Origin of the sequence: Ornithinibacillus scapharcae TW25 (assembly GCF_000190475.1) — a bacterium.
GTDB lineage: Bacteria > Bacillota > Bacilli > Bacillales > Amphibacillaceae > Ornithinibacillus > Ornithinibacillus scapharcae.
Window position 1 is genome coordinate 19,618 of record NZ_AEWH01000057.1, and the last position, 26,020, is coordinate 45,637.

Annotated in this window: 9 protein-coding genes and 2 pseudogenes; all 11 read left to right on the forward strand. The window is 36.9% G+C overall.

Annotated features, from left to right (window positions below; all coding sequences use genetic code 11):
* Positions 1–302: 302 nt before the first annotated feature.
* The 11 genes and pseudogenes from G5W_RS0115220 to G5W_RS0115255 all read left to right on the forward strand — a co-directional run bounded on the left by G5W_RS0115220 (position 303) and on the right by G5W_RS0115255 (position 25,731).
* The gene (locus G5W_RS0115220) at positions 303–11,453 is read left to right on the forward strand and encodes an SDR family NAD(P)-dependent oxidoreductase (protein ID WP_029191157.1); all 11,151 of its coding nucleotides are present in this window, start codon (positions 303–305) and stop codon (positions 11,451–11,453) included.
* Positions 11,454–11,634: 181 nt separating this feature from the next.
* The gene (locus tag G5W_RS22925; protein ID WP_029191158.1) at positions 11,635–12,117 is read left to right on the forward strand and encodes an SDR family NAD(P)-dependent oxidoreductase; all 483 of its coding nucleotides are present in this window, start codon (positions 11,635–11,637) and stop codon (positions 12,115–12,117) included.
* Positions 12,098–12,187: pseudogene (locus G5W_RS24940) on the forward strand (KR domain-containing protein); the annotation flags it as partial. The gene G5W_RS22925 and the pseudogene G5W_RS24940, both read left to right, overlap by 20 nt.
* A 357-nt stretch (positions 12,188–12,544) precedes the next feature.
* Positions 12,545–18,058, forward strand: a pseudogene (locus tag G5W_RS22930) (beta-ketoacyl synthase N-terminal-like domain-containing protein); the annotation flags it as partial.
* Positions 18,059–18,168: 110 nt separating this feature from the next.
* On the forward strand, positions 18,169–19,449 hold the full coding sequence (locus G5W_RS24535) for an acyltransferase domain-containing protein (RefSeq protein ID WP_272941579.1): 1,281 nt from the start codon (positions 18,169–18,171) through the stop codon (positions 19,447–19,449).
* Between the two features lie 16 nt (positions 19,450–19,465).
* A complete protein-coding gene (locus G5W_RS24540) occupies positions 19,466–20,152 on the forward strand; it encodes an ACP S-malonyltransferase (protein WP_010097994.1) in 687 nt (228 codons plus the stop codon).
* On the forward strand, positions 20,113–21,447 hold the full coding sequence (locus G5W_RS24380) for a PfaD family polyunsaturated fatty acid/polyketide biosynthesis protein (RefSeq protein ID WP_010097996.1): 1,335 nt from the start codon (positions 20,113–20,115) through the stop codon (positions 21,445–21,447). The genes G5W_RS24540 and G5W_RS24380 overlap by 40 nt, the downstream gene beginning before the upstream one ends.
* Positions 21,448–21,500: 53 nt before the next feature.
* Complete coding sequence (locus G5W_RS0115240; protein WP_010097998.1) at positions 21,501–22,190, forward strand: 4'-phosphopantetheinyl transferase family protein; 690 nt, start codon at positions 21,501–21,503, stop codon at positions 22,188–22,190.
* A 62-nt stretch (positions 22,191–22,252) separates the two neighbouring features.
* Positions 22,253–23,518, forward strand: coding sequence for a hydroxymethylglutaryl-CoA synthase family protein (locus G5W_RS0115245; protein WP_010097999.1), 1,266 nt, complete (start codon positions 22,253–22,255; stop codon positions 23,516–23,518).
* A gap of 387 nt (positions 23,519–23,905) precedes the next feature.
* Positions 23,906–24,547, forward strand: coding sequence for a transcription factor FapR (gene fapR, locus G5W_RS0115250; protein ID WP_050801684.1), 642 nt, complete (start codon positions 23,906–23,908; stop codon positions 24,545–24,547).
* 218 nt (positions 24,548–24,765) lie between these two features.
* Positions 24,766–25,731, forward strand: coding sequence for a tRNA dihydrouridine synthase (locus G5W_RS0115255; protein WP_010098002.1), 966 nt, complete (start codon positions 24,766–24,768; stop codon positions 25,729–25,731).
* The last annotated feature ends 289 nt before the right edge of the window (positions 25,732–26,020 follow it).

Below are 26,020 nucleotides of genomic sequence, written 5' to 3' on the forward strand. Positions count from 1 at the left end.
TTATCCTTTGATACGGTACAACAAACTATTAAGGAGTCTCTTTCAGGATTACTTGGTATCCATCAGGAGAATATTGACTCTGAAGTCAGTATGCAGGAGTATGGATTGGACATTGTTCAATCAACGAAATTAAAGAATGCTATTAATCTAGCATTGGATATCGAATTACCTGAAATAGAAGTGAATAAGGAGTTATCAATTTACTCACTAGCAACCTTAATAATGAACCTTGTAGATAATGACATTGACTCACATAATATAGAAGGAAAAAGGATGTTAATGTTACCTCTATTGCTTACACATTGCAAGTAGGTAGAGAAGCAATGGAAGAGAGAGTAGCAATTATTGCGGAGAGTAGTGAAGAGTTATTACAAAAACTCGAACTATATTTGGATGGTAAAGCGAATATTAACCAATTATATGAGGGTAATGTACTAGATAATAAGCAGAATCTCCAAACAATCATAGAAGAAAATACTCGCGGTAAAGCTATAACAGACCTTTTAGAAAATGGAAAATTAGAAAATATCGCAAAGCTATGGGTTGCAGGAGCTAGTATCGATTGGAATCTACTATATCAGGAAGAAAAACCACACCGCATAACATTACCAACCTATCCGTTTAGTAAAGAGCGTTTTTGGCCAAAAGTTATGAAGGAGAGTGTGAGTAATCAAGCAGTAGTGGTGGAAGTTATCCATCCACTATTAAATAAAAATACATCAAATATTCATGGATTGCGATATAGCACTGTATTTCATGGTAATGAGTTTTTCTTAGAAGACCATATGATCAATGGTAAAAAGATTTTACCAGGTGTTGCCTATATAGAGATGGCTCGAGCGGCTTTGGAAGACTTACTGGATGCTTCAGAAAAAGAAAGTAGTTCTGTGCAAATTCAGCATGTAGTGTGGCTTCAACCATTCGAAGTCAGTGGTAAAGCTAAAACTCTTCATATATCCATCTTACCGAATGAATATGATCAATTGAAATTTACTATCTTTAGTGATTCGGAAGAGGAAAGTATGGAATCTATAGTCCATTGTGAGGGTACTGCGCGTTTTAATCAATCATCTGAACAATCTAGTCTGGATATAGATTGGATTAAATCTGAATGTAATTTTTCTAAAAAAAGCGGAGAATCGTTCTATCGCTATTTTGAGAAAGTGGGAATCAATTATGGTCCTTCTCATCGAGGCATTAAGGAAGTGTATAAAGGAGAAAACCAACTTATTGCTTCCTTATCTTTACCTGAGATAGAAGGTGTCAATAGTAGCAAATTCAGATTACATCCAAGTCTATTAGATTCAGCCTTACAAGCAACTATCGCTTTTTCATTAACAGAATATAGCACCACGGAGGCTATCTTCACAAGTGCTGAGACGAATAAGCAGATTCATTTGCCTTTTGCATTAGAAGAAATAGAGATTATGAAAGATTGTTCCGCTAAGATGTGGGCCTATATCTATAAAGATATGCAACAGAAAGAAGAAAAAATACAAAAAATTAACATTGATCTTTGCGATGATGAAGGAAATATTTGTGTTCGTATAAAAGGGTTAGCATTTAGAACGCTTCAAAGCGAGGATAAGGCTACAAACATTTCACAAGTTACAGAGACGAATAAATTACTTTTTACCAAAAGGTGGAGAGAAGTTTCGGTACTGGATAACAAAGAGAACCAATTAGAACATAATAGAATTGTATTTCTCTGTGATCCTGATCAGCAAACCATGTATCATATTGAAACACGACTACACAACACGAAATGTATACCTCTTCGTTCTCATGCTACTAATCTATCAGAGAAGTATACGGATTATGCGGTTCAATTGTTGCATGAAACTAGAAAAATTCTTTCCAATAAAATTAATAATCCAGTATTCATACAGTTATTTATCAGTACTAAATCTGAAGATCGGACATTGACCGGGTTATTAGGATTTCTGAAGACTATGCAACTTGAAAATCATCATTTTGTAACTCAGTTAGTTGAATCACAGCAAGATCTAGATGCGGAAAACATTTGCAAGTGTTTAGAGGAAAGCGGGGAGCTCCCTTACGAACAGCATGTCCGATATCGTAACCAAAAAAGATATGTAAGTGAAATGGAACAAACCTCTGTTAAACCATCCAGCCATATGCCACATTGCTGGAAGGATCAAGGTTTATACCTTATTACAGGTGGGGCTGGTGGTCTTGGAGCCATTATAGCTAATGAAATTGCACAAAAAGCCAAGCAAGTAACCCTATTATTACTTGGTCGTTCACCATTCAATCCGAACATAGAAAAACAAATTAAGAACTTAGAAGCATTAGGTGCTCAAGCAATATACAGACAAGTAGATGTAACAGATAAACAACAAGTCGAAAATCTAATCCAGGAAGTTGTCAACCAATTTGGAGCCATTAATGGGGTTATTCATTGTTCCGGAATAATCCGCGATAATTTTATCGTGAAAAAAGATGAAGAGGAACTGCGTGCTGTTTTAGCTCCTAAAGTGTCAGGCATTTATAACCTGGATGAGGCCACGAAAGAGATGTCTTTAGATTTATTTATCATTTTTTCATCCTTGGCTGGAATTATGGGCAATATTGGACAAGCAGATTACGCTACTGGAAATGCATTTATGGACTCTTTTGCAGAATACAGAAATCAGTTAGTTAAAAAAGAAAGACGATCCGGGCATGCTATTTCTATTAATTGGCCATTATGGCGTGACGGTGGTATGCAAATAAGTGGAGAAATGGAAGAAATCATTCAGGAAAGTACTGGATTAGTACCAATGCAAACGTCGACTGCAATCGAGTTGCTTTATGAAAGCATCCATAGCGGTCAATCCCAGGCGCTGGCACTGGAAGGGGAATATGAGAAAATAATCCGTTACTTATACCGTCATACATCTGAAAGAAAAGACATAGAAGGGAGTCTGGAGCAAGAGAAAGAGAATATTGTCCAGGAAAATATGAAAGAAAAGTTTACCAATATTTTAAAACAAATGCTTTCTTCTGAATTAAACCTTGATGTCGGACGTATTGATCCAAGAGTTTCTCTAGAAACTTATGGAATTAACTCCATCATGATTATGCAGCTAACCAATCAGCTTGAGAAGAGTTTCGGATCATTACCAAAAACGCTATTCTTTGAATATCAAAGCTTGTTAGAGCTGACGGATTACTTCTGTGAAAACTATCCAGAGCATGTAAGAGAATTGACTGGTGTAAAGAAAAATCCAGTAATAATGGTACAAGATAAGCCTAAGAAGATTGAAACAGAAAAAAAACATACCTACTGGAGCCAAATGAGTAAAGCTCCAAGTAGAAAAGAGAGTAATAATGGAACAACAGGTAATACCATTATGCAAGTAAATAACGATATGGATATTGCAATAATTGGGGTTTCGGGTAAATATCCGCATGCCAATACCCTAAAGGAATTTTGGAATATACTAAAAGATGGCAAAGATTGTATAACAGAGATTCCGAAAGAACGTTGGGATCATAGTATCTACTATGATGATGACAAGCGAAAATTAGATAAAACCTATGCCAAGTGGGGAGGCTTCCTAGACGGGATAGACCAGTTTGACCCTCTATTCTTTAATATTGCACCAAGTGAGGCACAAATGTTAGATCCTCAAGAAAGATTATTTTTGCAGTGTGCTTATAATGCCATAGAAGATGCAGGTTATACAAGATACACCCTTGGGAAAAATGACAAGAATAGCTTGGAATCTAATGTAGGTGTCTATGTAGGTGTCATGTATGAAGAATACCAGCTTTATGGAGCACAGGCACAAGCCTATGGCCATATGTTAGCACTTAGTGGAAGTCCAGCTTCCATTGCTAATCGAGTCTCTTATATAAGTGGTTTCAATGGACCTAGCATGGCTGTGGATACCATGTGTTCTTCATCACTTGTTTCCATCCATTTAGCATGTCAAAGTATTCGAAATGGCGAATGTGACACAGCTATTGCAGGTGGAGTAAATCTATCGCTACATCCAAATAAATTCCTTATGCTTGGGCAAAACAAATTTATGTCCAGTAAAGGAAGGTGTCAAAGCTTTGGAAAAGATGGTGATGGCTATACCCCAGGTGAAGGAGTAGGGGCAGTTATTTTAAAGCCGAAAGCAAAAGCAATTGAAGACGGCGACAATATCTATGGAATTATTAAAGGTTCAGCGGTTAATCATGGTGGTAAAACCAATGGTTATACCGTCCCAAATCCACGAGCGCAAACAAGTGTAATTAGTAAAGTACTTAAGCGTTCAGGGGTGGATCCGAGAACTATCAGTTATATAGAGGCACATGGTACTGGTACTGCGTTGGGTGATCCAATAGAAATCGCAGGATTGAATAAAGCGTTCGAGGAATATACCAAAGACAAGCAATTTTGTCTGGTAGGATCTGTAAAGTCTAATATTGGTCACTGTGAAAGCGCGGCTGGAATTGCAGGTTTAACGAAGGTTCTATTACAAATGAAACATAAGAAGATTGCTCCATCTTTACATTCATCTGAGCTCAATCCAAATATCGATTTTGAGCAAAGTCCATTTATAGTTTCACAAAAACTAACTGATTGGAAGCGTCCGATAGTGGAGAGAGATGGTGTAAAGAAGGAATATCCAAGGATAGCAGGAATTTCTGCATTTGGAGCTGGAGGTGCAAATGCCCATCTTATTGTGGAAGAGTATATTCCGGAAGAACCGGAAATAGTGACTGAGGATGAACAGAGTGAGGATCCAGTAATGATCACTCTATCAGCTAGAAAGGAAGAGCAGCTAAAGGAAGTGGTTAAGCAATTAATTACTTGGCTTCATGATGAACAACCATCCTATGAAAAATTAAAAAATATAGCATACACGCTTCAGGTTGGGCGTGAGAGTATGGAAGAACGCCTGGCATTTATTGTTACTTCCAGTATGGATTTGGAAGAGAAACTTACGGAGTATTTGAGTGGTTCTGGAGACTATTACAGGGGTCAAGCTAAAAGTATCAATAATGTCCTACACGTACTAGATTCTGATCAAGAGTTTCAGAATGTTCTCAACACATGGTTCAAACTCGGGAAGTATTCAAAAATACTAGAACTTTGGGTGAAAGGGCTGACTATTGATTGGGATAATTTCTATTTTATTGATGAACGGAGAAAACGTATCAGTTTACCTACGTATCCTTTTGCGAAGGAACGTTATTGGATACCTGAGGTAGAGGGAGTTCTTTCTGACAATCAAATTGCAAATAGTGTTCACTATATTCATCCATTAGTACATTCAAATTCGTCTGATTTTAGTCAACAAAAATATAGCTCATTGTTTACAGGTGAGGAATCATTTTTCACTGATCACCTGGTAAATGGTAGAAAGACAATGCCAGCAGTGGCTTATATTGAAATGGCTTATGCTGCGATTCGAAATGCTTTTAACATGGATGAAAATGATCCTTCCACCTTCGAATTTAGGGATATTACTTGGATTAGACCATTAACTGTTGATAATGCCGTTGAAGTTCATATTGCTCTAGATTTAGAAGAAAATAGTCAGGTTTCCTTCGAAATTTATTCCGAATCTGATGAAGGGAATTCTGAAAAAGTAATTTATTGTGAAGGTTTTGCAGTAATCAGTGCGGGTACGGAATCCCCTGAAATTGACTTGCGAGAGAGATTAAATAACTGTAATGTGATGAAATTGCAATCGGATACCATTTACAATCAGTTTGATTCGATCGGTATTCAATATGGAGATAAACAACGAGGAATCGAGTCCCTTAACCTTGGTAAAGAACAGGTGTTAGCTCACCTAGTTCTTCCGGATTCATTAGAAGCTTCACTGGTTGATTATCGACTTCATCCTTGTATGCTAGACTCTGCTTTCCAAGCAGCCATTGGCATGACATTAGCAGAAGAACAATTAAGCAACGAATCAACCACAGCAGCGTTAGCACCAAAGCTCCCATTTATGATTAAACGAATGACTGTTTATAAGGACATCACTTCTATTATGTGGTCTAGTATACGGCCTAGTAATCAGGATATAGCAGAAAAAGGAGAGCTTTTAGATATCGATCTTTGCAATACGGATGGTGAGCTTTGTGTTCGAATGGAGGAAGTTTATTTTCGCTCGCTTAAACAAAGTGATAGAGAAAGCAATTTAGAAGGACATACATCCAAAGGGGAGGCAGAAAATGAAAAGATTGAATCCCTAACTATCATTCCGGAATGGAAAGAGAGTGCTTTGGATAGAAGCAGAGATACACGTCCATATACGAAGCGTATTGCTATACTGTGTGAAGTAGATAATCATATACAACAGGAACTGTACACGAAATGCACCGATTATGACTTCATTACAATACAATCTGACTCTAGTAATATCGCACATCGTTTTCAAGAATACGCTGTAACGATCCTTGAAGAAATAAAGAAGCTGATGCATAGCCATACTCAAGACCGCAATCTCATACAAATCTATATTCCTCTAGCCTCTAATAATTATCCATTGCTGGGGTTAGCGAGTTTACTGAAAACAGCAAACTTGGAGAATCCAACTATATTTGGACAGGTAATTGGGATTGAGGATCAACATGATACAAACCAAATTGCTACATGGTTGGTTGATAATGCAACATATAGTCAGGATCATTCTGTGTTATATAGGGATGGAAAACGCTTGGTGCAAACCCTAAAAGAACATGATTCGATGCTACCAGGAAAACCAGTTTGGAAAAATAATGGTGTCTATCTAATTACTGGGGGTATGGGGGGCTTAGGCTTAATTTTTGCTAAAGAAATAGTCAATAAAGTCAAGAATGCAGTTATAGTTCTAACAGGCAGATCCCCACTAACTACAGAAAAACAGGCTAAGCTTCATGAATTGATAAAGAATGATGCAACCGTGTTGTATGAAAGTGTCGATGTTAGTGTGAAAGATTCTGTAGAGAACGTAATTGAAAAAATCGAGACGAACTTTGGTAAGATAACTGGAATTATTCACAGTGCAGGACTGGTCAACGATAACCTTATCTATAAGAAGACTCGTCAAGAATTTTTAGATGTACTTACACCTAAGATCCAAGGGATAGTGAATCTTGATATGGCTAGTAAAGACCTTGACCTAGACTTTTTAGTTATTTGTTCATCATTATCAGGTGTTACAGGGAATGTTGGTCAGGCTGATTATGCAACGGCAAATGCCTTTATGGATGCTTACGCAACACACCGAAATGAACTGGTTAAACAGAACCAACGGAATGGACAAACATTATCGTTAAATTGGCCACTTTGGCAAGATGGTGGCATGACTATAGACGAATCACTTCAAAAATCGATAATTGTTCGTACAGGTATGACTAGCTTACGAACAGAAACTGGATTAGAGCTATTTTATAGGTCACTGTCACTACAGGAAAGTCAGGTTATTCCTGTAGAAGGTTTTGCAGATAAAATACGGTCTCTATTGCTAGAACATGAGAATCATAACAAAGCGGATGTGGAAGTAATACTACCAAATCGTGAAGTGATAGAACCAACTAATGAGGGTTTATATGAGAAATCTGTTCTGTTTATTAAGCAGATTTTTGCTGATGCATTAATGATTCCTATACAGGATATCGATGAAGACGAGCCACTGGATAGGTATGGTATCGATTCAATTCTAATCATGAAATTAACAGATATATTAGAAGGAACATTCGGGTCGTTACCAAAAACTTTGCTATTTGAATATCAGAATATCAATGCTATTACTAAATATCTTGTTGATAGACATCAGGATAAACTAATTAACCATATCGGAGTAAGTGGTGATGAGGCGCATAGCAACAAAGAAGAAATAAAGCCAGTGTCAGTAAAAGCAAAAGATGTGAAGACCGTTAGGAAAAAACAAATGGTACAGGATATTCAGTCAGGTATTGTAAAACAATTGGAAGAAACTAGTACAGATAATGACATAGCGATAGTTGGTATGTCAGGTGCGTTTGCTCAGGCAGATGATATAGAGGAATACTGGAAAAATCTACTTCAAGGTCGTGATTGCATTACCGAGGTTCCATTGTCACGCTGGGATCACAGTAAATACTTTAATGAGGACGTAAATAATCCTGGAACTGCCTATACGAAGTGGGGCGGTTTTATGAAAAACGTGGATAAATTTGATCCTTTGTTTTTCAATATTACACCTACAGATGCAGTAATCATGGACCCACAGGAAAGATTATTTATGAAATCAGTGTATGAAGCGATTGAAGATGCTGGGTATACAAGACACGAACTTGGATATAACCCAGGTTCGGATGTTCGTAGAAATGTGGGAGTTTATGTAGGTGTAATGAATGAGGATTATCAGCTCTATGCTGCTCAAGAGCAAAAGGTAGGAAATCCTATTGTTTTATCAGGAAATCCGGCATCTATTGCTAATCGTGTGTCATATTTCTTTGACTTCCATGGACCTAGTTTAGCAATTGATACGATGTGTTCTTCTTCTCTGGTCGCTATTCATATGGCATGTCAGGCAATAAAACAAGGGGAATGTGAATATGCCATTGCTGGTGGAGTCAATGTAATGAGTCACCCGAATAAATACCTTCTTATTAGTCAGTCCAAATTTGCTTCGACTAATGGAAGATGTGTTAGCTTCGGAAAAGATGGAGATGGTTATGTTCCTGGTGAGGGCGTCGGCACTTTACTTTTAAAATCAAAAGAACAAGCAATAAAGGATGGAGACCATATATATGGTGTTATTAAAGGGAGCTCTGTCAATCATGGTGGAAAAACGAATGGTTATACCGTCCCAAATCCCAACGCTCAATCGGAAGTCATTCGTACTGCATTGAATGCGGCGAATATTACTCCTGATACGCTAAGTTATATTGAGGCACATGGAACAGGGACAGCCTTAGGAGATCCAATAGAAATTATCGCATTGCAAAAAGCATTTGGAGAAAATGTCGATAACACACAAAAATGTGCTATCGGATCTGTAAAATCAAATATTGGTCATTGCGAGAGCGCATCAGGTATAGCTTCCATTGCAAAGGTGCTACTTCAGATGAAGCATAAAAAGATTGTACCGTCCTTGCACTCAAGCGAACTAAATCCAAATATTGATTTTGAAAATAGTCCATTCTATGTTCCACAACAAGTAATGGAATGGAATCGTCCAAAGGTAAATCGTGATGGGTCTGTTAAAGAATATCCTAGAAGGTCTGGTATTTCTTCCTTTGGAGCAGGTGGTGCAAATGCTCATATCATCCTTGAGGAATTTATACCTAATGAGAACGAGGAGAAGAAGGAAGATAGTACTCTATCAAAAAAACCAGTAGTGATTGTTGTATCTTCTAAAACAAAAGAACAGCTTAAAGTCCAAGTTAACAATCTCATTAACGCCATTCATAGCCAAAAAATTATGGAAAATAACTTGCTAGATGTTGCGTATACACTACAGGTTGGGCGAGAGGAAATGGAAGAGCGTATGGCATTTGTCAGTGATTCGGTTGACATGCTCATGCAAAAGTTAAATGAATTTCTAACTGTACAGGAGAATGCTGAAGGAGTTTACTATGGTCAGGTATATGGAAAAGCTAGATCATTACAAGACTATGATACTGCTAATCTGTCGATGGATGTGCAGACTTGTATAAGACTTGGCCACTATGAAAAGCTTTGTGAGTACTGGGTGAATGGGATAACGATTGATTGGAAGAGTTTATATCAGAATAGACCAAAACGGGTTAGTTTGCCTACGTATCCATTTGAAAACGAAAGGTTTTGGGTAACCATAACTCCAGATACACCATCAAAGGAGACTCCTGTCGCCAAAGAGATACACCCGCTAATTCATGAGAACAACTCGAGTCTTTATAGGCAAAACTTCCGATCTAATTTTTCAGGAAATGAATTCTTCTTAAAAGATCATTGTCTTGGTGAGAGAAAAGTGTTACCAGGAGCTGCCACACTTGAAATGGCTCGTTTCGTCGGTAAACTTAGTTTGGAAACAGATGTTAATGTTCTGAAGAATGTCATTTGGATAAATCAGTTTGAGGTCTCTAATGAACCGAAAGACATAGAAGTTAAAGTCTTCTCTGATAACGACACAACCAATTATGAAATAAGTACAGTAGTGGAAGGATCTGGTAGTGGTGAGGCAGAAAATGAGTTGATTTGTTCGGAGGGGCAATTGGAATATAGAGATGATCTATACGCGACACTGGATTCCAAAACGATTCATATTGAGGATATTAAATCTAGGTGTCATCGAATAGAGGATGGAAATGATTGTTATAGGGCTATGACTGAGAGAGGATTAATAAATGGTCCAAGTTTCCAGGTCATTCAGGAAATATATTCTAACGAATTTGAGGCTTTATCCTTTATGAGTCTTGAAGCCGACTCGGTCGATTCGTTAAGTCATTATGTTCTTCACCCTGCACTATTAAATGGTGTATTCCAGTCTGTGTTAGGTTTAATGAGAAGTCAAAATGAAACAAATCCGACTGTCTTTCTACCATTTGCATTATCGGAAATGAAAATCATAGAGCCGATGACCAAAGAATGTATCGCTTATGTTAAACAGTCCAACCATACAAAGAAATCACAATCCTCTTCCATACAGAAGTTTGATATAACAATTACAGACAAATCTGGAAGGATATTAGCTATCATTGATGAATTCACACTAAAAGCGTTTCAAGTCATAGATTCTGTTCAGAATATGGTGGGGGATGAGTATCCATCTTCCTTCTATAGTTTGAACAACGAGCCTGTGCTTGAAAATCAATATTTTATGACTGATTGGTCTGAGACGTTTTACATGGAGGGTCAGGAAGTGATGAACGATCAAGCTCAAGGCACGATTGTCATTTTTGACCAAGATGAAACGCTATTTAGGGAAATTCAAGCACTTTATCGTGAAGAGAATCATTCGGATGTAATTCTTGTAAAGCCAGGGGAAACTTGTCAATCATTGGGTAAGAATATCTATGAAATCAATCCATTGATTCAAGAGGATTATGAACAAATAATTCAAATGCTAATCGACCAGAAAACTTCATTAACTAGAATAATTTTTCATACCAAAGATGGTAAATATGCAAGGACAGATGATGAATTAACCGAACACTTGGAACATGGCATATATTCACTTTTCTATCTAAGCCAAGCATTAATGAAGCAAAAAATAAACTACAATGTTCAATTACTATTTGCATTTGAGAATGAAGAGGGAAGAGTTATACCAGAATACAGTGCGGTTAGTGGTTTTGCAAAGACTATTAGAATGGAAAAGCCTTCGTTTACTTTTAAGACAGTTGAATTACAAAAGGTTAGGACTATCCATGGTGAGTCAGATGATAGTCATATTGCGAAAGTGTTACTTCATGAGTTTGAAATTGAAGATTCTGAAGTCGAGATACGATACGAAGGTAGGAATAGGTTAGTTAAAGAAGTCAAAAGTATTTGATTCCTTTAAGCAATAGTCCGAATTATTTCAGTTGAATCTTTGTACAGATGACCTGTTTTGATTCACTTCTCAGATGAGTTGCAACATTCTTAGAGAAGTGAATCTTAACAGATGTCACCTATAAAAAAACATATGGTTATTTCGGACATAAATTGGGAGAAGCGAAAGGAATGAGTATGTAGTGGAAATATTTGAATCTAACTATGAGATGAAGCCTTCTGACTTGATAAAGGAAAAAGGAACATACATTATAACGGGTGGCCTAGGTGAATTAGGAATGATATTCGCACATTACTTAATTCAAAAGGCAAGAGTCAGATTGGTCATAACTGGTCGCAGTAAGTTAGTAGGTGAAAAGCTAGATAAATTAAAAGAGTTAGAAACTGCCGGAGCGGATATCCTTTATGTTCAGGCAGATATTTCAAAAAAGAAAGATGTCCAGAATCTTATTCATAAAACAAGAGAAGCATTTGGAACGATAAACGGTGTCGTACACTCAGCAGGCGTCATTAAAGATTCATTTATCCTGAAAAAAAGAAAGGAAGAAATCGATGCCGTATTATCATCAAAAGTATTTGGGACAAGGTATCTTGATGAGGAACTAAAAGAGGAACAATTAGTACTTTTTTATTTTATTCTCTTCCATTGCTTCTGTACTAGGTAATGTAGGACAAAGTGATTATGCATATGCGAATAGCTATTTAGATTATTTCGCTCAGTGGCGAAATGAGTTATGTAAAGAAGGTAAACGTTTTGGTAAAACGTTATCGATTAATTGGCCATTATGGGAAGAGGGCATGAGGGTTGATAACGAGAAACTCGAAATGATGATTGATGGGATGGGAATGATTCCTCTCTCACGAGAAAATGGTGTTCTCGCATTTGAACATGGCTTAAACCAGAAAGGTTCACAATTTATTGTGGTGAACGGGGAAAAAAATAAAATAAGTAATGCGCTAAACGCGAAGACAGTGAATGAAGATGTAACATCGGATATAGAAGATAATGAAATAGAATTGGAGAATCCAACCAATAACATAGAGGTTAGTCAAGAGGAACTATTAACTCATACGGAGAATTACCTGAAGCAGCTAGTAGCTGAGAAAACCAATATCGATTTGAAGCGAATAAGAAATGATGAATCTTTCGGTAAATATGGAATCGAATCAGTGACAATTATGAGTATGACCAAATCGATGGAAGACAAGATGGGCGCTCTTTCGAAGACACTGTTTTTTGAATATGACACAATCACAGAATTGGCTCAATATTTAATCCATACGAAAAGAGAATTATTGGAGAAGATGTTTGGTCTAGAAGCAAAGAAGAATAATAATCATATTGAGAAACAAAATAGCATGAAAATAGAAAAAAGGCCACTCGTCACTGCATCTAAATCTAAAGCTACAACAAAAAAGTCTAGTCTATCTGTACGACTAAATACGGAAGCTAACGATGAAATCGCTATTATAGGGGTAGCAGGTAGGTACCCTATGGCAGAGGATTTGAATCAGTTTTGGGAAAACTTAAAAAGGGGCAAAGATTGTGTAACAGAAATACCGGATGAAAGATGGAATCATGATTTATATTATAATGCCGAAAAAGGTACGATTGGTAAAACCTACAGCAAATGGGGAAGTTTTGTGGATGATGTCGATAAGTTTGATGCCCATTTTTTTAGTATCCTGCCTAGTGAAGCCAGGTTTATCGATCCTCAAGAACGGTTGTTTTTAGAAACTACTTGGAATGCCATTGAAGATGCTGGATATTCTAGTAATTCGCTAAAGGGTAAAAAGGTTGGGGTATATGTTGGTGCGATGTATGGTCTGTACCAGTTACTTGAAACAAATCAATATGGAGATAAGGTCTCAGGACGGTCTTCCTTTGCATCGATAGCGAATAGGGTATCGTATTTCTTTGATTTCCATGGTCCAAGTATAGCTCTGGATACGATGTGTTCCTCTTCTTTGGTTGCCCTCCATCAGGGCTGTGATAGTATCCGAAATGGTGAATCGGAGATGGTCATCGCTGGAGGTGTAAATCTAGCACTGCATCCAAACAAATACGTACAGTTAAGTATGGGGAATTTCGTTTCCTCAGATGGGAAATGTAGAAGTTTCGGTGCAGATGGTGATGGCTATGTACCAGGTGAAGGTGTAGGTGCAGTAGTATTAAAACCACTGAATAAGGCAGTGGCAGACGGTGACCAGATTTATGGGGTTATCAAAGGTAGTGCGATTAATTCAGGTGGAAGAACTAGTGGATATACAGTGCCAAACCCCAATGCTCAAGGAGAATTGATTAAAGATGTACTCCAAAAAGCAGACATTGATCCAAGAACCATTAGTTATATTGAAGCACATGGAACAGGGACAGCGTTAGGCGACCCAATAGAAATAACTGGACTGACAAAAGCCTTTAATCAATATACAGAAGATCAACAATACTGTTCTATTGGCTCCGTTAAATCGAATATCGGACATTTAGAATCTGCAGCAGGCATAGCGGCATTGACGAAAGTCTTGATGCAGATGAAACATAAAACACTTGTACCATCCATACATTCTAACCATTTAAATCCTTTTATTGATTTTACTAGCACTCCTTTCTATGTACAGCAATCGCTAGAGGAGTGGAAACAACCCATAGTTACTACGAAGTATGGTAAGAAGCTTTTTCCTAGAAGAGCCGGAATCAGTGCCTTTGGTGCAGGTGGTGCTAATGCACATGTAATTGTAGAAGAATATATTCAGGAAGAAGTGCCACAAACGATAGATGATGATAGTCCTAAGCTTTTTATTCTTTCTGCTAAGAATAAGAACGGGCTAGAAAGATATGCTGAGAAGCTAAGCTTATTTTTAGAAAACTACTCATCCAATAAAACGATTATTTCTTCAAATACTGCCCAGAAGGTATTGGATGAAGCATCTATTAATCTACTAATAAAAGAAGAAGTGGCGGATTTACTATCGATAAAACAAGCAGATATTGCTAATGATTTGTCATTTAATGATTACGGACTGGACACGTATCATCTCCATAACCTCTATGAACGTCTTCAAGACAAACTAGGAGTAGAAATAAATACTGAAGTGGTAGTCCATTGCAGTACCGTAAATAGTTTAACAAAATACTTATGTAACGAAGACAGAGCAGACGACGCATATGAATTCTATGAAAAGGATTCAATGCTAGAAAAGGATACAAGCCATACACTTCTTCAGAATATAGCATATACACTACAGGTTGGTAGAGATGGTATGGAAGAGAGACTAACCATTATTGCAAGAAATATAGATGAACTAAAACAGGGCTTGTTAGATTTTAGACTGGGTAACAAGGATAATCCTAATGTTAAACATGGAAACATCAAGGATTACTTGGAAAAATTTAATGCTTTATTAAATGGTGAAATAATCAAGGAACAGGTGGAAAGGTATCTCATTCAAAAAGACCTATCAAAGCTTGCAGAGTTTTGGATTATGGGAGCACCTATTGGTTGGAAAAAAATGTATAAAAGTCAATATCCGCAAAGAATTTCTCTTCCTACTTATCCTTTTGAGAAGGAAAGTTACTGGGTAATGCCAATCGGTAGTGATAATAGGCTAATCTATGAACCCCAAGAGAGTAGTACACGTATGGAAGTTCATAAACCTCTAGATAATACACCGACAATTCAACAAAAACAAACAAATACCTCAAAAATAGAAGTTGATGTGTTAGATGAACATTTGATTGAAGATGAAATGCTAGCTTATTTAAAGCAAATTTTTTCTGAAGTACTTGAATTACCAATTGACTTCATTGTTCCAACTGAGAACTTCGAATCCTATGGTATTGACTCCATTCATATCAACCAAGTAAATAGACGTTTAGAAAAGGACTTTGGTACATTACCATCGACATTATTGTTTACTTATAAAAATTTAAAAACGCTCAGCAACTATTTTGTTGATAAGCAAAAAGAAAAATTAACTACGGTATTACTTCCAAGGGAGGCTCATACAGCGGTTGATCCTGTACATCAAAACAAAGAGGCTAGTCCCCATTATACCGATCAAAAAGATAACAGTGAAAAACGTTTCGAAAGGGAACAGGATATTGCCATCATTGGCCTAAGTGGTAAATTTCCTAAAGCGGAGGACTTGGATGAGTTTATTAATAATTTGATACAAGATAGAGATTGTATTTCCGAGATTCCAAAGGATAGGTGGGATTACCAACAATACCCTGATGTTACCTGTAAATGGGGTGGATTTGTTAATGATGCAGATAAGTTTGATCCGCAGTTCTTTGGTATTTCACCAAGAAATGCAGCGTTTATGGATCCACAGGAGCGACTATTCCTACAAGCTGTCTGGAGTTGTTTGGAGGATTCTGGCTATACACCGGAATCGTTAGGAGATCCAAATGATGAGGATTACCGTGGTAATGTAGCAGTTTATGCTGGAGTAACCTTTAATTCATACGGGTTGTATGGAGCAGCAGAAATGGAAAGAGGTAAATCGGTTCCAATAAATTCACAAATTTACTCGGTTGCGAATAGAGTTTCCTATCTTCTTAATTTAAAAGGGCCAAGTTTATCCGTTGATACGGCATGTTCGTCTTCACTATATGCTATTCATCTAGCATGCGAGAGTATTTTAAGAGAAGAATGTGAGTTGGCGATAGCGGGTGGTGTAAATCTTACCTTGCATCCTAGCAAGTATATAACGCTAGATTCGGCAAAGTTTTTAGCATCAGACGGTCATTGTCGAAGCTTTGGTGAGGGTGGTGACGGCTATGTACCTGGTGAAGGTGTCGGTGCAATCCTACTGAAACCTCTCTGGAAGGCTAAAAGGGACCAGGACCATATTTATGGCGTAATTAAAGGGTCCGCTGTAAATCATGATGGGAAAACAAATGGTTTTTCCGTACCAAATCCAGTTGCCCAGAAAGAAGTTATTAAGAAGGCTTTGAAAAAGGCAAATGTTGATCCAAGAACCATTAGCTATGTCGAAGCGCATGGAACAGGAACCTCTCTTGGGGACCCGGTTGAAGTAACTGCCCTTACAGAGGCATACCGCATATACACCTCAGAAAAGCAATTTTGTTCCATTGGATCAGTCAAGTCGAATATAGGTCATTTAGAAGCTGCAGCTGGTATATCACAGGTTGCTAAAGTGCTTATGCAAATGAAACATAAAGTATTAGTTCCAAACAGATTAAATAGTGAACGGATCAACCCGAACATTGATTTTTCCGAAACCCCATTTCGTGTTCAAACTAAGGTAGAAGAATGGAAAAAGCCTCAAATTGGTCAGGAAATCTATCCAAGGAGAACCGGTATTAGCTCGTTTGGTGTTGGTGGAGTAAACGTCCACATGATTCTTGAAGAGTATGAGGATGATAAGAGGTCTCCTAAAACGAAAAATCAAAAACCAATCATGATTCCTTTGTCAGCAAAAAATGAAAATATGTTGTTACAATATGTAACCAAGTTCTATCACTATATACAATCAAGGATAGATGAAGGGGAAAACCCTTCAGGACTTCCTGATATTAGAGATATGTCATTTACTCTACATATTGGCCGTGTCGCACATCCATATAGAGTGGCATTTGTCGCATCTGATTATCAGGAATTGAGGAACTTGATGGAATTGTATGTAAATAAAAATGGGGAGCTATCTGACAGTATCAAAGGAATAATAAAAGGAAAAGCTTTATCCGCTAGAGAGAAAGCAAGACTTGGAAGGAATGCAATAGCTGAATCTAGTGATAGTTATGAACAGGGATATTATTGGGTACAAGGATATGATGTTAGCTTTCAGGAACAATATTTGGGTTATCAGCCATACCGTGTTTCACTTCCAGTGTACCCTTACGAAAAGGAAAGATACTGGATGTATGATTCTACCAAAAACGAGGAGTCAACGGAATCTAGTTCCACACTAAGAAGTGAAGAGGACACAAACGTTCCAGCTAGTAATCAGATAATAGATAATAGTCAACCTAGTGTGGTTGTCGTGAATGCCGTGCCTAATACAAGTAAAGATTGTAAAACAAAACCTAGTTTAGAAATTACAAATAAAAATAAACCAATAGATTCTATTGAAAAAAATAAAACCAATGGTACCGCTGATATGGAGTTTTTATATCAACTTGCTGATTCCTTTGAGGATGAACAGATTCCTATGATGATTAGCTATATTCAAGATATATTTGCCTCATTATTAGGGTTCACGGAAGGGAGATTACCAGATCCGGAACAAGGATTCTTTGAACTTGGTTTGGAATCAGTAGTCATTGCCGAGGGATATAATATGCTACAAAATAAGTTTGATTTAGAGCTAGATGATCAAGTTTTCTTCAACTACCCTAATATTATCGAACTATCTGAACATATTTTATCACAGTTAGATTTGGACCACCTTGCGTCCTTAATGGAAGAGGAGACTGCTGTTTCCTTGGAAATAGATAGTATAGAAGAAGAGCAAAATGAACATTTGTTAATAGAAGAAATGACCGAAACCAGTTCCGATGAAGCTATAATGAACGAGCTTAACAATATGAACGAAAATGAATTATTAGCTTTGCTAGAGAGTGAACTCGCAAATGAATAAGCCAAGTAAACTAATATTCTAGTCATTTGTCTTATGATATGGTCAGTGTCTCCATGAATTACTATGCTTATTCTATGATTGTTAATCTAATTGGAAGTAGAGGAATTGAAATGAAAAAGATATTTATGTTTGCTGGACAAGGTTGTCAGTATTATGGCATGGGAAAAGGCTTATATGAAAAAAACATTGATTTTAGAAGATTGGTAGATGAAGTAGATGAAGAAATAGTACATCAAATAGATTTATCGGTACGGGATGTATTATTCGATAAAGGCAAAGATCGAAGTGAAGCATTCTTGCCTTTATTGCATACGAGTCTAGCTATCTTTATGTATGAATACGCTGCCGCAAAAATGATGATGAATAACGGGATAATTCCGGATGGCATTATCGGAAGTAGTCTAGGTGAAATAAGTAGTGCAGTAGTTTCAAACATGATTGATATGAAAGAAGCGGTAAGATTAATCATACAGCAATCTAATCTAATTATGGAGAAAGCACCAGCTGGTGGGATGATAACGGTTTTTGACGATTCCTCTTTATTTTATAATCGAAACGATATCTTTCGAGATGTTGAACTAATATCGGTTAATCATCGGAAAAATTTCGTAGTTTCTGCAAATGAAGAACGGATTGAACAATTGGAAAAATTACTGAATGATAATCAGATTCTTCATTTCAAGCTCCCAGTTCAATATGCATTTCATTCAAGTGAGGTTGACGATATTCGTGAGGATTATCTTAATTTGGTTGAGGGTCTATCCATTAGAACTCCTAGATGTGACGTGTTTTCTTGTGTAACGGGTAAACCTCTAATAAATGTTACACCTGACTATTATTGGAAGGTCCTAAGGGAGCCTATAAACTTTCAGGAATGTATTACCAACATGGATAGCAATGATTGTATTTATATTGATTTATCTCCAGACGGTGAGCTTGCTATGATGCTGAAGTATATCTTACCTAATGATGATAATGTGTTTAAAATTTCATCCATGTTTAATGTGGATATCGATGTCGTTAAAGTTATGAATGATATTAAGGAAAGAGGAGGCAAAAAGATGAAGGCATATGTTTTTCCAGGACAAGGGTCACAGGCTAAAGGAATGGGAGGTGAGCTTTTTGATGAATTCGAAGAGCTTACGAGAAAGGCAAGTGAAATACTTGGATATTCCATCAAGGAACTTTGCCTCTATGATCCAGAAGACAAGTTGTCACAGACAGTTTATACACAACCAGCATTATATGTTGTAAGTGTGTTGTCCTATCTGAAAAAGCTTAAAGATGGAGAAGGTGAACCGAATTACTTAGCTGGACACAGTATTGGTGAATATGCAGCATTATTTGCATCTGGAGCCATAGACTTTGAAACAGGCTTAAAGCTACGTTAAAAAAAGAGGAGAACTAATGTACCAAGCAACAGGTGGCCAAATGGCTGCTGTTGTGGGTTTAACAAAGGAGCAGGTTGAAAAAGTTTTAGAAGAAAACAACTTAACGGAAATCGATATTGCTAATTTAAATACACCTACCCAAATAGTCATCGCTGGCTATAGTGAGGATATTCAAAAAGCTAGTGAAGCATTTACGAATCATCCTAATTGTTTTATGTATAAGGTTCTCAATGTTAGTGGAGCATTTCATTCAAGGTATATGCAACCAGCTATGGAAGAATTTACGGAGTATTTAAAACAATTTACATTTCAAGATTTAAGAATACCTGTTATATCGAATACTTATGCTAGACCATATTCCAATTCAGAGATAATGGAAACTTTATCAAAACAGCTGGTATCATCTGTTCAATGGACAGACAGTGTTCGATATTTATTAATGAAGGACATTCAAGATATCATTTCAGTTGGTCCAGGCAGAGTTGTTCAGGGAATGGTAAATAGTATAATTCGAGAAGCAGAACCTATGAGCATAGAAGAAGCAAACGTAATTCCTACTATAGAGAATCCGCTATGGAATAGAATAACTTCCTCTGAAAAAAACAGGAGGAGTTATCTAGTAATGAACAGACTGATCAAAATTCAAATGCGATATTACCAGAGATGCTCGGTAATCCTAAATTTAAAGAGGAATATAATCTGAAATATGCTTATACAATTGGTGGAATGTACAGAGGGATATCCGGAGAACGATTAGTAATTGCGGCTGGAAAGTCTGGATTGCTCGGTTTTTATGGGACAGTCGGTCAGGAATATTCCAAAATTGAAAATGCCATTATCAATATCCAAAAAGCTCTACCACATGGTGAGCCATATGGATTTAATTTGTCAGCGGATTTAATTAATCCTGAAAGAGAAAATAAAATTTGTGAATTATTTTTACAATATGGTGTAAGAACGATTGAAACTTCTGGTTATGTTACTATCACCAAGCCGTTGGTCAAATACCGAGTGAAGGGACTTACAACAAATAGTTTCGGTGATGTTGTGGTTCAAAATCGAATAATAGCCAAATTATCTAGACCAGAGGTTGCGGAATATTTTATGAGTCCACCTCCACAGAGAATAATCGATAACCTATTACAAGAAGGAGAGATTACGGAAGAAGAAGCACGGCTATCAACCCGTATACCGATGGCAAGTGATATATGTGTCGCAGGTGATTCGGGTGGTCATACAGATGCAGCCAATGGATTAGTAGTACTGCCATCTATCTTTCGATTAAGAAGTGAAATGATAGAAAAGTACGGTTATAGCCACGAAATTCGCCTTGGTGTTTCTGGGGGAATCGGGACACCGACTGCTGCTTCAGCTGCATTTATGATGGGGGCCGATTTTATTACTACAGGGTCTATTAATCAATGCTCTGTCGAAGCTGAGATAAGTAGTGTTGCGAAAGATATGATGAGTTCTATTAATGTTCAGGACACAGGTTATGCACCTGCATGGGATTTATATGAAACTAGTAGTAAGGTTCAAGTTTTGAAAAGGGGAACACTATACCAGGTTCGGAGTAATAAATTACACTCTATCTATACTAGTTATAATTCGTTAGATGATATTGATGAGAAAGTGAAAAAACAACTGGAAGAAAACTACTTTAAAAAGAGCTTGGAAGAAGTTTATCGAGAAGTGAAGCCTTATTTCGATTCGAAAGTGCTCGAGCAAGCTGAACAAAACCCAAAATTGAAAATGGCCATCACGTTTAATTGGTACTATATTAAATCCGCACAATGGGCATTAGATGGAGAAGCGGATAATCAAACAGATTATCAGATATTATGTGGTTCCTCACTAGGGGCCTTTAATCAGTGGGTAAAGGGAACTAATATGGAAGACTGGAGAAATAGACATGTCGATAAGATAGGTATCATGTTAATGAATGAAACGGCTACTCACCTTAATAACTATTGCAAAGGGATGTTAAACATACAATAATTTTATACTTAATATCTTTGCTTCTAGGAATCTATGGAAGGATGTTTCATTTAATGTCAGAAATATATGCATTAAATATTCATGAAGCTGTAGAAGATAAGGTTTACTGCGATTTGTTTCATGTGTTATCCGAAACCCGGAAAGAGAAAACGAAGAAATACAAATTCGAAATTGATGCCAAACGAAGTATATGTGCTGAGGTACTAATAAGGTTCATCCTATGTCGTAAGTTCCAAACATCATATTCTAATGTCGAAATTCTATTTCAATATAATCCGTACGGGAAACCATATATTGATGATATGGCAGGGCAGTATTTTAACATTTCGCATGGTGGTAATTGGGTCGTCTGTGCTTGGAGCGACAAAGAAATTGGAGTAGATGTGGATAGAATTAAGGATATTGACTTAGGAGTTGCCGAACATTACTTTAGTAAATCGGAATATGAAGAACTTATTCAAAAAGATGGGGACGATAGACAAAGAAGATTTATGGATTATTGGACCCTGAAGGAAAGCTATGTAAAATACAAAGGCCGAGGATTATCTATCCCTTTAGATAGTATCAGCTTTCATTTCGAAAATGGGAAAGTATACTACAATAGCGAATCAGAGACAGATATTTATTTTCACATGTTAGATATAGACAAAGAACACAAGCTTGCCCTATGTTCTATGGATCCTGGACTGGAATCAATCCGTTTTATTTCTATAGGTGAAATATGGGAGACCCTTTGTCAGTAATATTATATTGATTAGTTAGAAAAAGCTTTCAACAAAATTATCTTATGAAAGGATACTAAATTATGAATGAAAAGATTGTAGGAATTGAATCTATTAATTTTTATGGTGGCTCAGCTTTTCTAGATGTTCAAAAGTTAGCAAAATATCGAAATCTAGATAACGAAAGATTTGATAATTTGTTAATGAAAGAAAAGACTGTTCCCCTTCCCTATGAGGATCCTATTTCATTTGGCGTAAATGCGGCAAAACCACTTATCGATAATCTTTCTGAGGAGGAAAAGGATCGTATAGAGATGGTGATAACGTGTACAGAGTCAGGCATAGATTTTGGAAAATCGATTAGTACATATATTCATCACTATTTGGATTTAAGTCGTAATTGTCGTCTTTTTGAGCTAAAGAATGCCTGTTATTCAGGAACAGCAGGTTTTCAAATGGCTGTAAACTTTATATTATCTCAGGCATCACCAGGTGCAAAAGTGTTAGTTATTGCTACTGATCTAACTAGGTTTTCGGTTGCAGACCCGGGGGAAGCGCTTATGGCAGACTGGTCCTTTGCCGAACCTTCCGGAGGAGCAGGTGCCGTAGCTATCCTAGTAAGTGATAAGCCCCTTGTTTATCAAGTTGATATTGGTGCAAACGGATATTACGGTTATGAAGTGATGGATACTTGTAGACCAATTCCAGACAGTGAAGCGGGAAATGCTGATTTGTCACTTATGTCATACTTGGATTGTTGTGAAGCTTCTTATTTGGAGTACGAAAAACGTGTCACAGATGTGAATTATAAAGACTCCTTCAACTATCTAGCATTTCATACGCCATTTGGGGGAATGGTAAAAGGAGCGCATCGTAAAATGATGCGTAAAATGTGTAAGGCAAAGCCTAATGAAATTGAAAATGATTTTAATCAAAGGGTTGTCCCTGGGTTATCATATTGTCAACGTGTAGGAAATATCATGGGTGCTACAGTATTTTTATCCATGATAAGTACCATAGACCACGGGGCGTTTGATTCCCCTAAAAGACTTGGCATTTTTTCTTATGGGTCTGGCTGTTGTTCAGAGTTTTATAGTGGAGTAGTAACGAAAAGTGGACAAGACAAGGTACAGGAGTTAAGTATCGGTCAACAGTTAGATGAACGGTATGAACTATCCATTGAGGAGTATGAAGAGCTATTAAAAAGTAATAGTGAGATTGTATTTGGTACACGTAATGTCAAGCTGGATCTTCATTTAATCCCTGGAGCTTTTTCAATTAATGAGAGTAGAGGAAGGCTGGTGCTTCATGAAATAAATGAATATCACAGAGAGTATATCTGGCTTTAGGATCCTGTAAACATCATTTTTTACATGGTTAACGAAAGAGAACAGTAGTCAACAGAACCAAATAAAATACGGATTAACCAAATGGATATATTTCGAGGCCGATGGACTCTTAGAGAAGCAATGGTGTCGTTAATGTACCACTAATAGATTTCGATAGTTTTGATAAACAGTAATGTATGGCAAGTGTAGGGTATTTTATCCAACACTTGCCTTCTTCTTTTCTATAGATAAGTATATTACTAATAAAATGTTATTTATTTCATAATAAATTGTAAATTTAGATAATTTAGAAGGAAAATTGATGATGAATATCGAACTTAGTAATTATATAAAACATTACGTGTCGTTTTTTAGCAATCTTATTATAGTTTGTAACGTGTTACTCAAATGGAGTTATTCTTAAAAAGGTGTGATTGTCCGGTGAGGAATAAAGAGAAGAGACAAGAATTATTAAAGCATATTATTTCAGAAACTCCTTTTATAAAGGATAAAGAGTTAGCTAGGAAATTCAATGTGAGTATACAAACAATAAGACTAGACCGACTGGAATTATCCATTCCAGGATTAAGGGATCGGATAAAAGATATTGCTCACAATAGTCTAAAGGATGATATTCGTTCGTTGCCAATTGAAGAGGTAATCGGAGAAATTATTGATCTAGTACTTGATAAATCTGCCATATCTATATTAGAAATAGAAGGAAATGACCAAGTATTTAGTCGGAATCAGATTGTTCGGGGGCATTACTTATTTGCACAAGCTAATTCATTAGCGATTGCAGTGATCAATGATGAACTAGCTTTAACTTCAAAGGCTAACATACGTTTTATTAAGCAGGTTAAACTAGATGATAGAATTATTGCAAAAGCTTGGGTAAAAGAAACAGATTTTAAAAAACGACTAACTACGGTTGAAGTCAAAAGTTATGTAGGAAATGAAGTAGTATTTTGGTGTGAATTTCAAATCTACCGATCTAACTTGTTTGGTTTAAAGACAGAAAATAGAAGGAAAACTTTAACAACAACTTAAGAAATTACGTACATTCAGAAACTTTCTCCTCCTCTTCCAATTGTCATCCCACAGATTACCAACAAAAAAATATTTACAACTGCTAGTAAACTAATTATTGTAGGTACAGGAGACAGGTTCCTTTCACATTCCTTCGCTGTATGCAAAACACTTGTAAAAGTAGGCTTAGGGATGTAAGACTTGTAATGGAGCCATGATGAAAGGATTTGAATTTGTTTATGAAAGATAATTTTTGGATTACATTACCACGACCGTTTTTTGTACTTGCACCTATGGAAGATGTGACCGATGTTGTTTTTCGTCACGTTGTTGGTGAAGCGGCAAGACCGGATGTGTTCTTTACAGAGTTTACGAATACGGAGAGCTATTGTCATCCAGAGGGCAGACAGAGTGTTCGAGGACGTTTAACGTTTACTGAAGATGAGCAACCAATTGTTGCACATATTTGGGGCGATAAACCTGAATTCTTCAGACAAATGAGTATCGGTATGGCTGAACAAGGATTTCGGGGAATTGATATTAATATGGGATGTCCTGTTCCAAATGTTGCTGCTAAGGGAAAAGGAGCGGGACTTATACGCCACCCAGAAGTTGCGGCTGAGCTAGTACAGGCAGCAAAGGCAGGTGGACTACCTGTAAGTGTGAAAACTAGACTTGGTTATACAGAAGTAGATGAATGGAGGGACTGGTTGACACATATATTGAAGCAGGATATTGCGAACCTCTCCATTCACCTTCGTACTAGAAAAGAGATGAGTAATGTGGATGCTCATTGGGAGCTAATCCCCGAGATTAAGAAACTTCGTGACGAAGTGGCACCAGATACACTTTTAACAATAAATGGCGACATTCCGGACCGTCAAACAGGATTAAAGCTTGTTGAACAATATGGTGTGGACGGGGTGATGATAGGTCGGGGGATATTTAAAAATCCATTTGCTTTTGAGAAGGAACCGAGAGAACATAGTAGTACAGAATTACTGGACCTTTTACGAGTGCATCTGGACCTATTTGATAAATATTCTAGTATAGAACCACGTCCATTCGGACCACTTAGACGATTCTTCAAAATATATGTGAAGGGATTCCGTGGTGCTAGTGAATTAAGAAATGACTTGATGAGTACGAATTCGACAGATGAAGTGCGTGCAATGCTTAAGAACTTTGAGGAAATGACTATATAAGTAATGTTAAATAAAGGGCAGAGGCAGACTCTTTTAACAGTGTGCTTTTGCTTTTCACTATGAGGACGGTTCTATTTTCTGAGTGCGGATAGATGGAATTCCTAAAATAGAATAAAATATCCTAAAGAAAAAACGTCTGTACCTATACAGACGTTTTCTTACGTATATTTGTGGCGAAGAATCATGTGTTCACATTCACATGTATTACCTTATTCCTCGTCTTACACAAATCAGCTCATCGCTTTATTAGTATAACATGAATAAGATACTGAAGCACTAGTAAAAAATA

What these genes read in the sequence shown, in the direction of transcription:
- G5W_RS24535 (WP_272941579.1), top strand. Translation starts at nt 18,169, where the DNA reads ATGAAAAAGATATTTATGTTTGCTGGACAAGGTTGTCAGTATTATGGC.
- G5W_RS24540 (WP_010097994.1), top strand. Translation starts at nt 19,466, where the DNA reads ATGTACCAAGCAACAGGTGGCCAAATGGCTGCTGTTGTGGGTTTAACA.
- G5W_RS24380 (WP_010097996.1), top strand. Translation starts at nt 20,113, where the DNA reads ATGCTCGGTAATCCTAAATTTAAAGAGGAATATAATCTGAAATATGCT.
- G5W_RS0115240 (WP_010097998.1), top strand. Translation starts at nt 21,501, where the DNA reads ATGTCAGAAATATATGCATTAAATATTCATGAAGCTGTAGAAGATAAG.
- G5W_RS0115245 (WP_010097999.1), top strand. Translation starts at nt 22,253, where the DNA reads ATGAATGAAAAGATTGTAGGAATTGAATCTATTAATTTTTATGGTGGC.
- fapR (WP_050801684.1), top strand. Translation starts at nt 23,906, where the DNA reads ATGGAGTTATTCTTAAAAAGGTGTGATTGTCCGGTGAGGAATAAAGAG.
- G5W_RS0115255 (WP_010098002.1), top strand. Translation starts at nt 24,766, where the DNA reads ATGAAAGATAATTTTTGGATTACATTACCACGACCGTTTTTTGTACTT.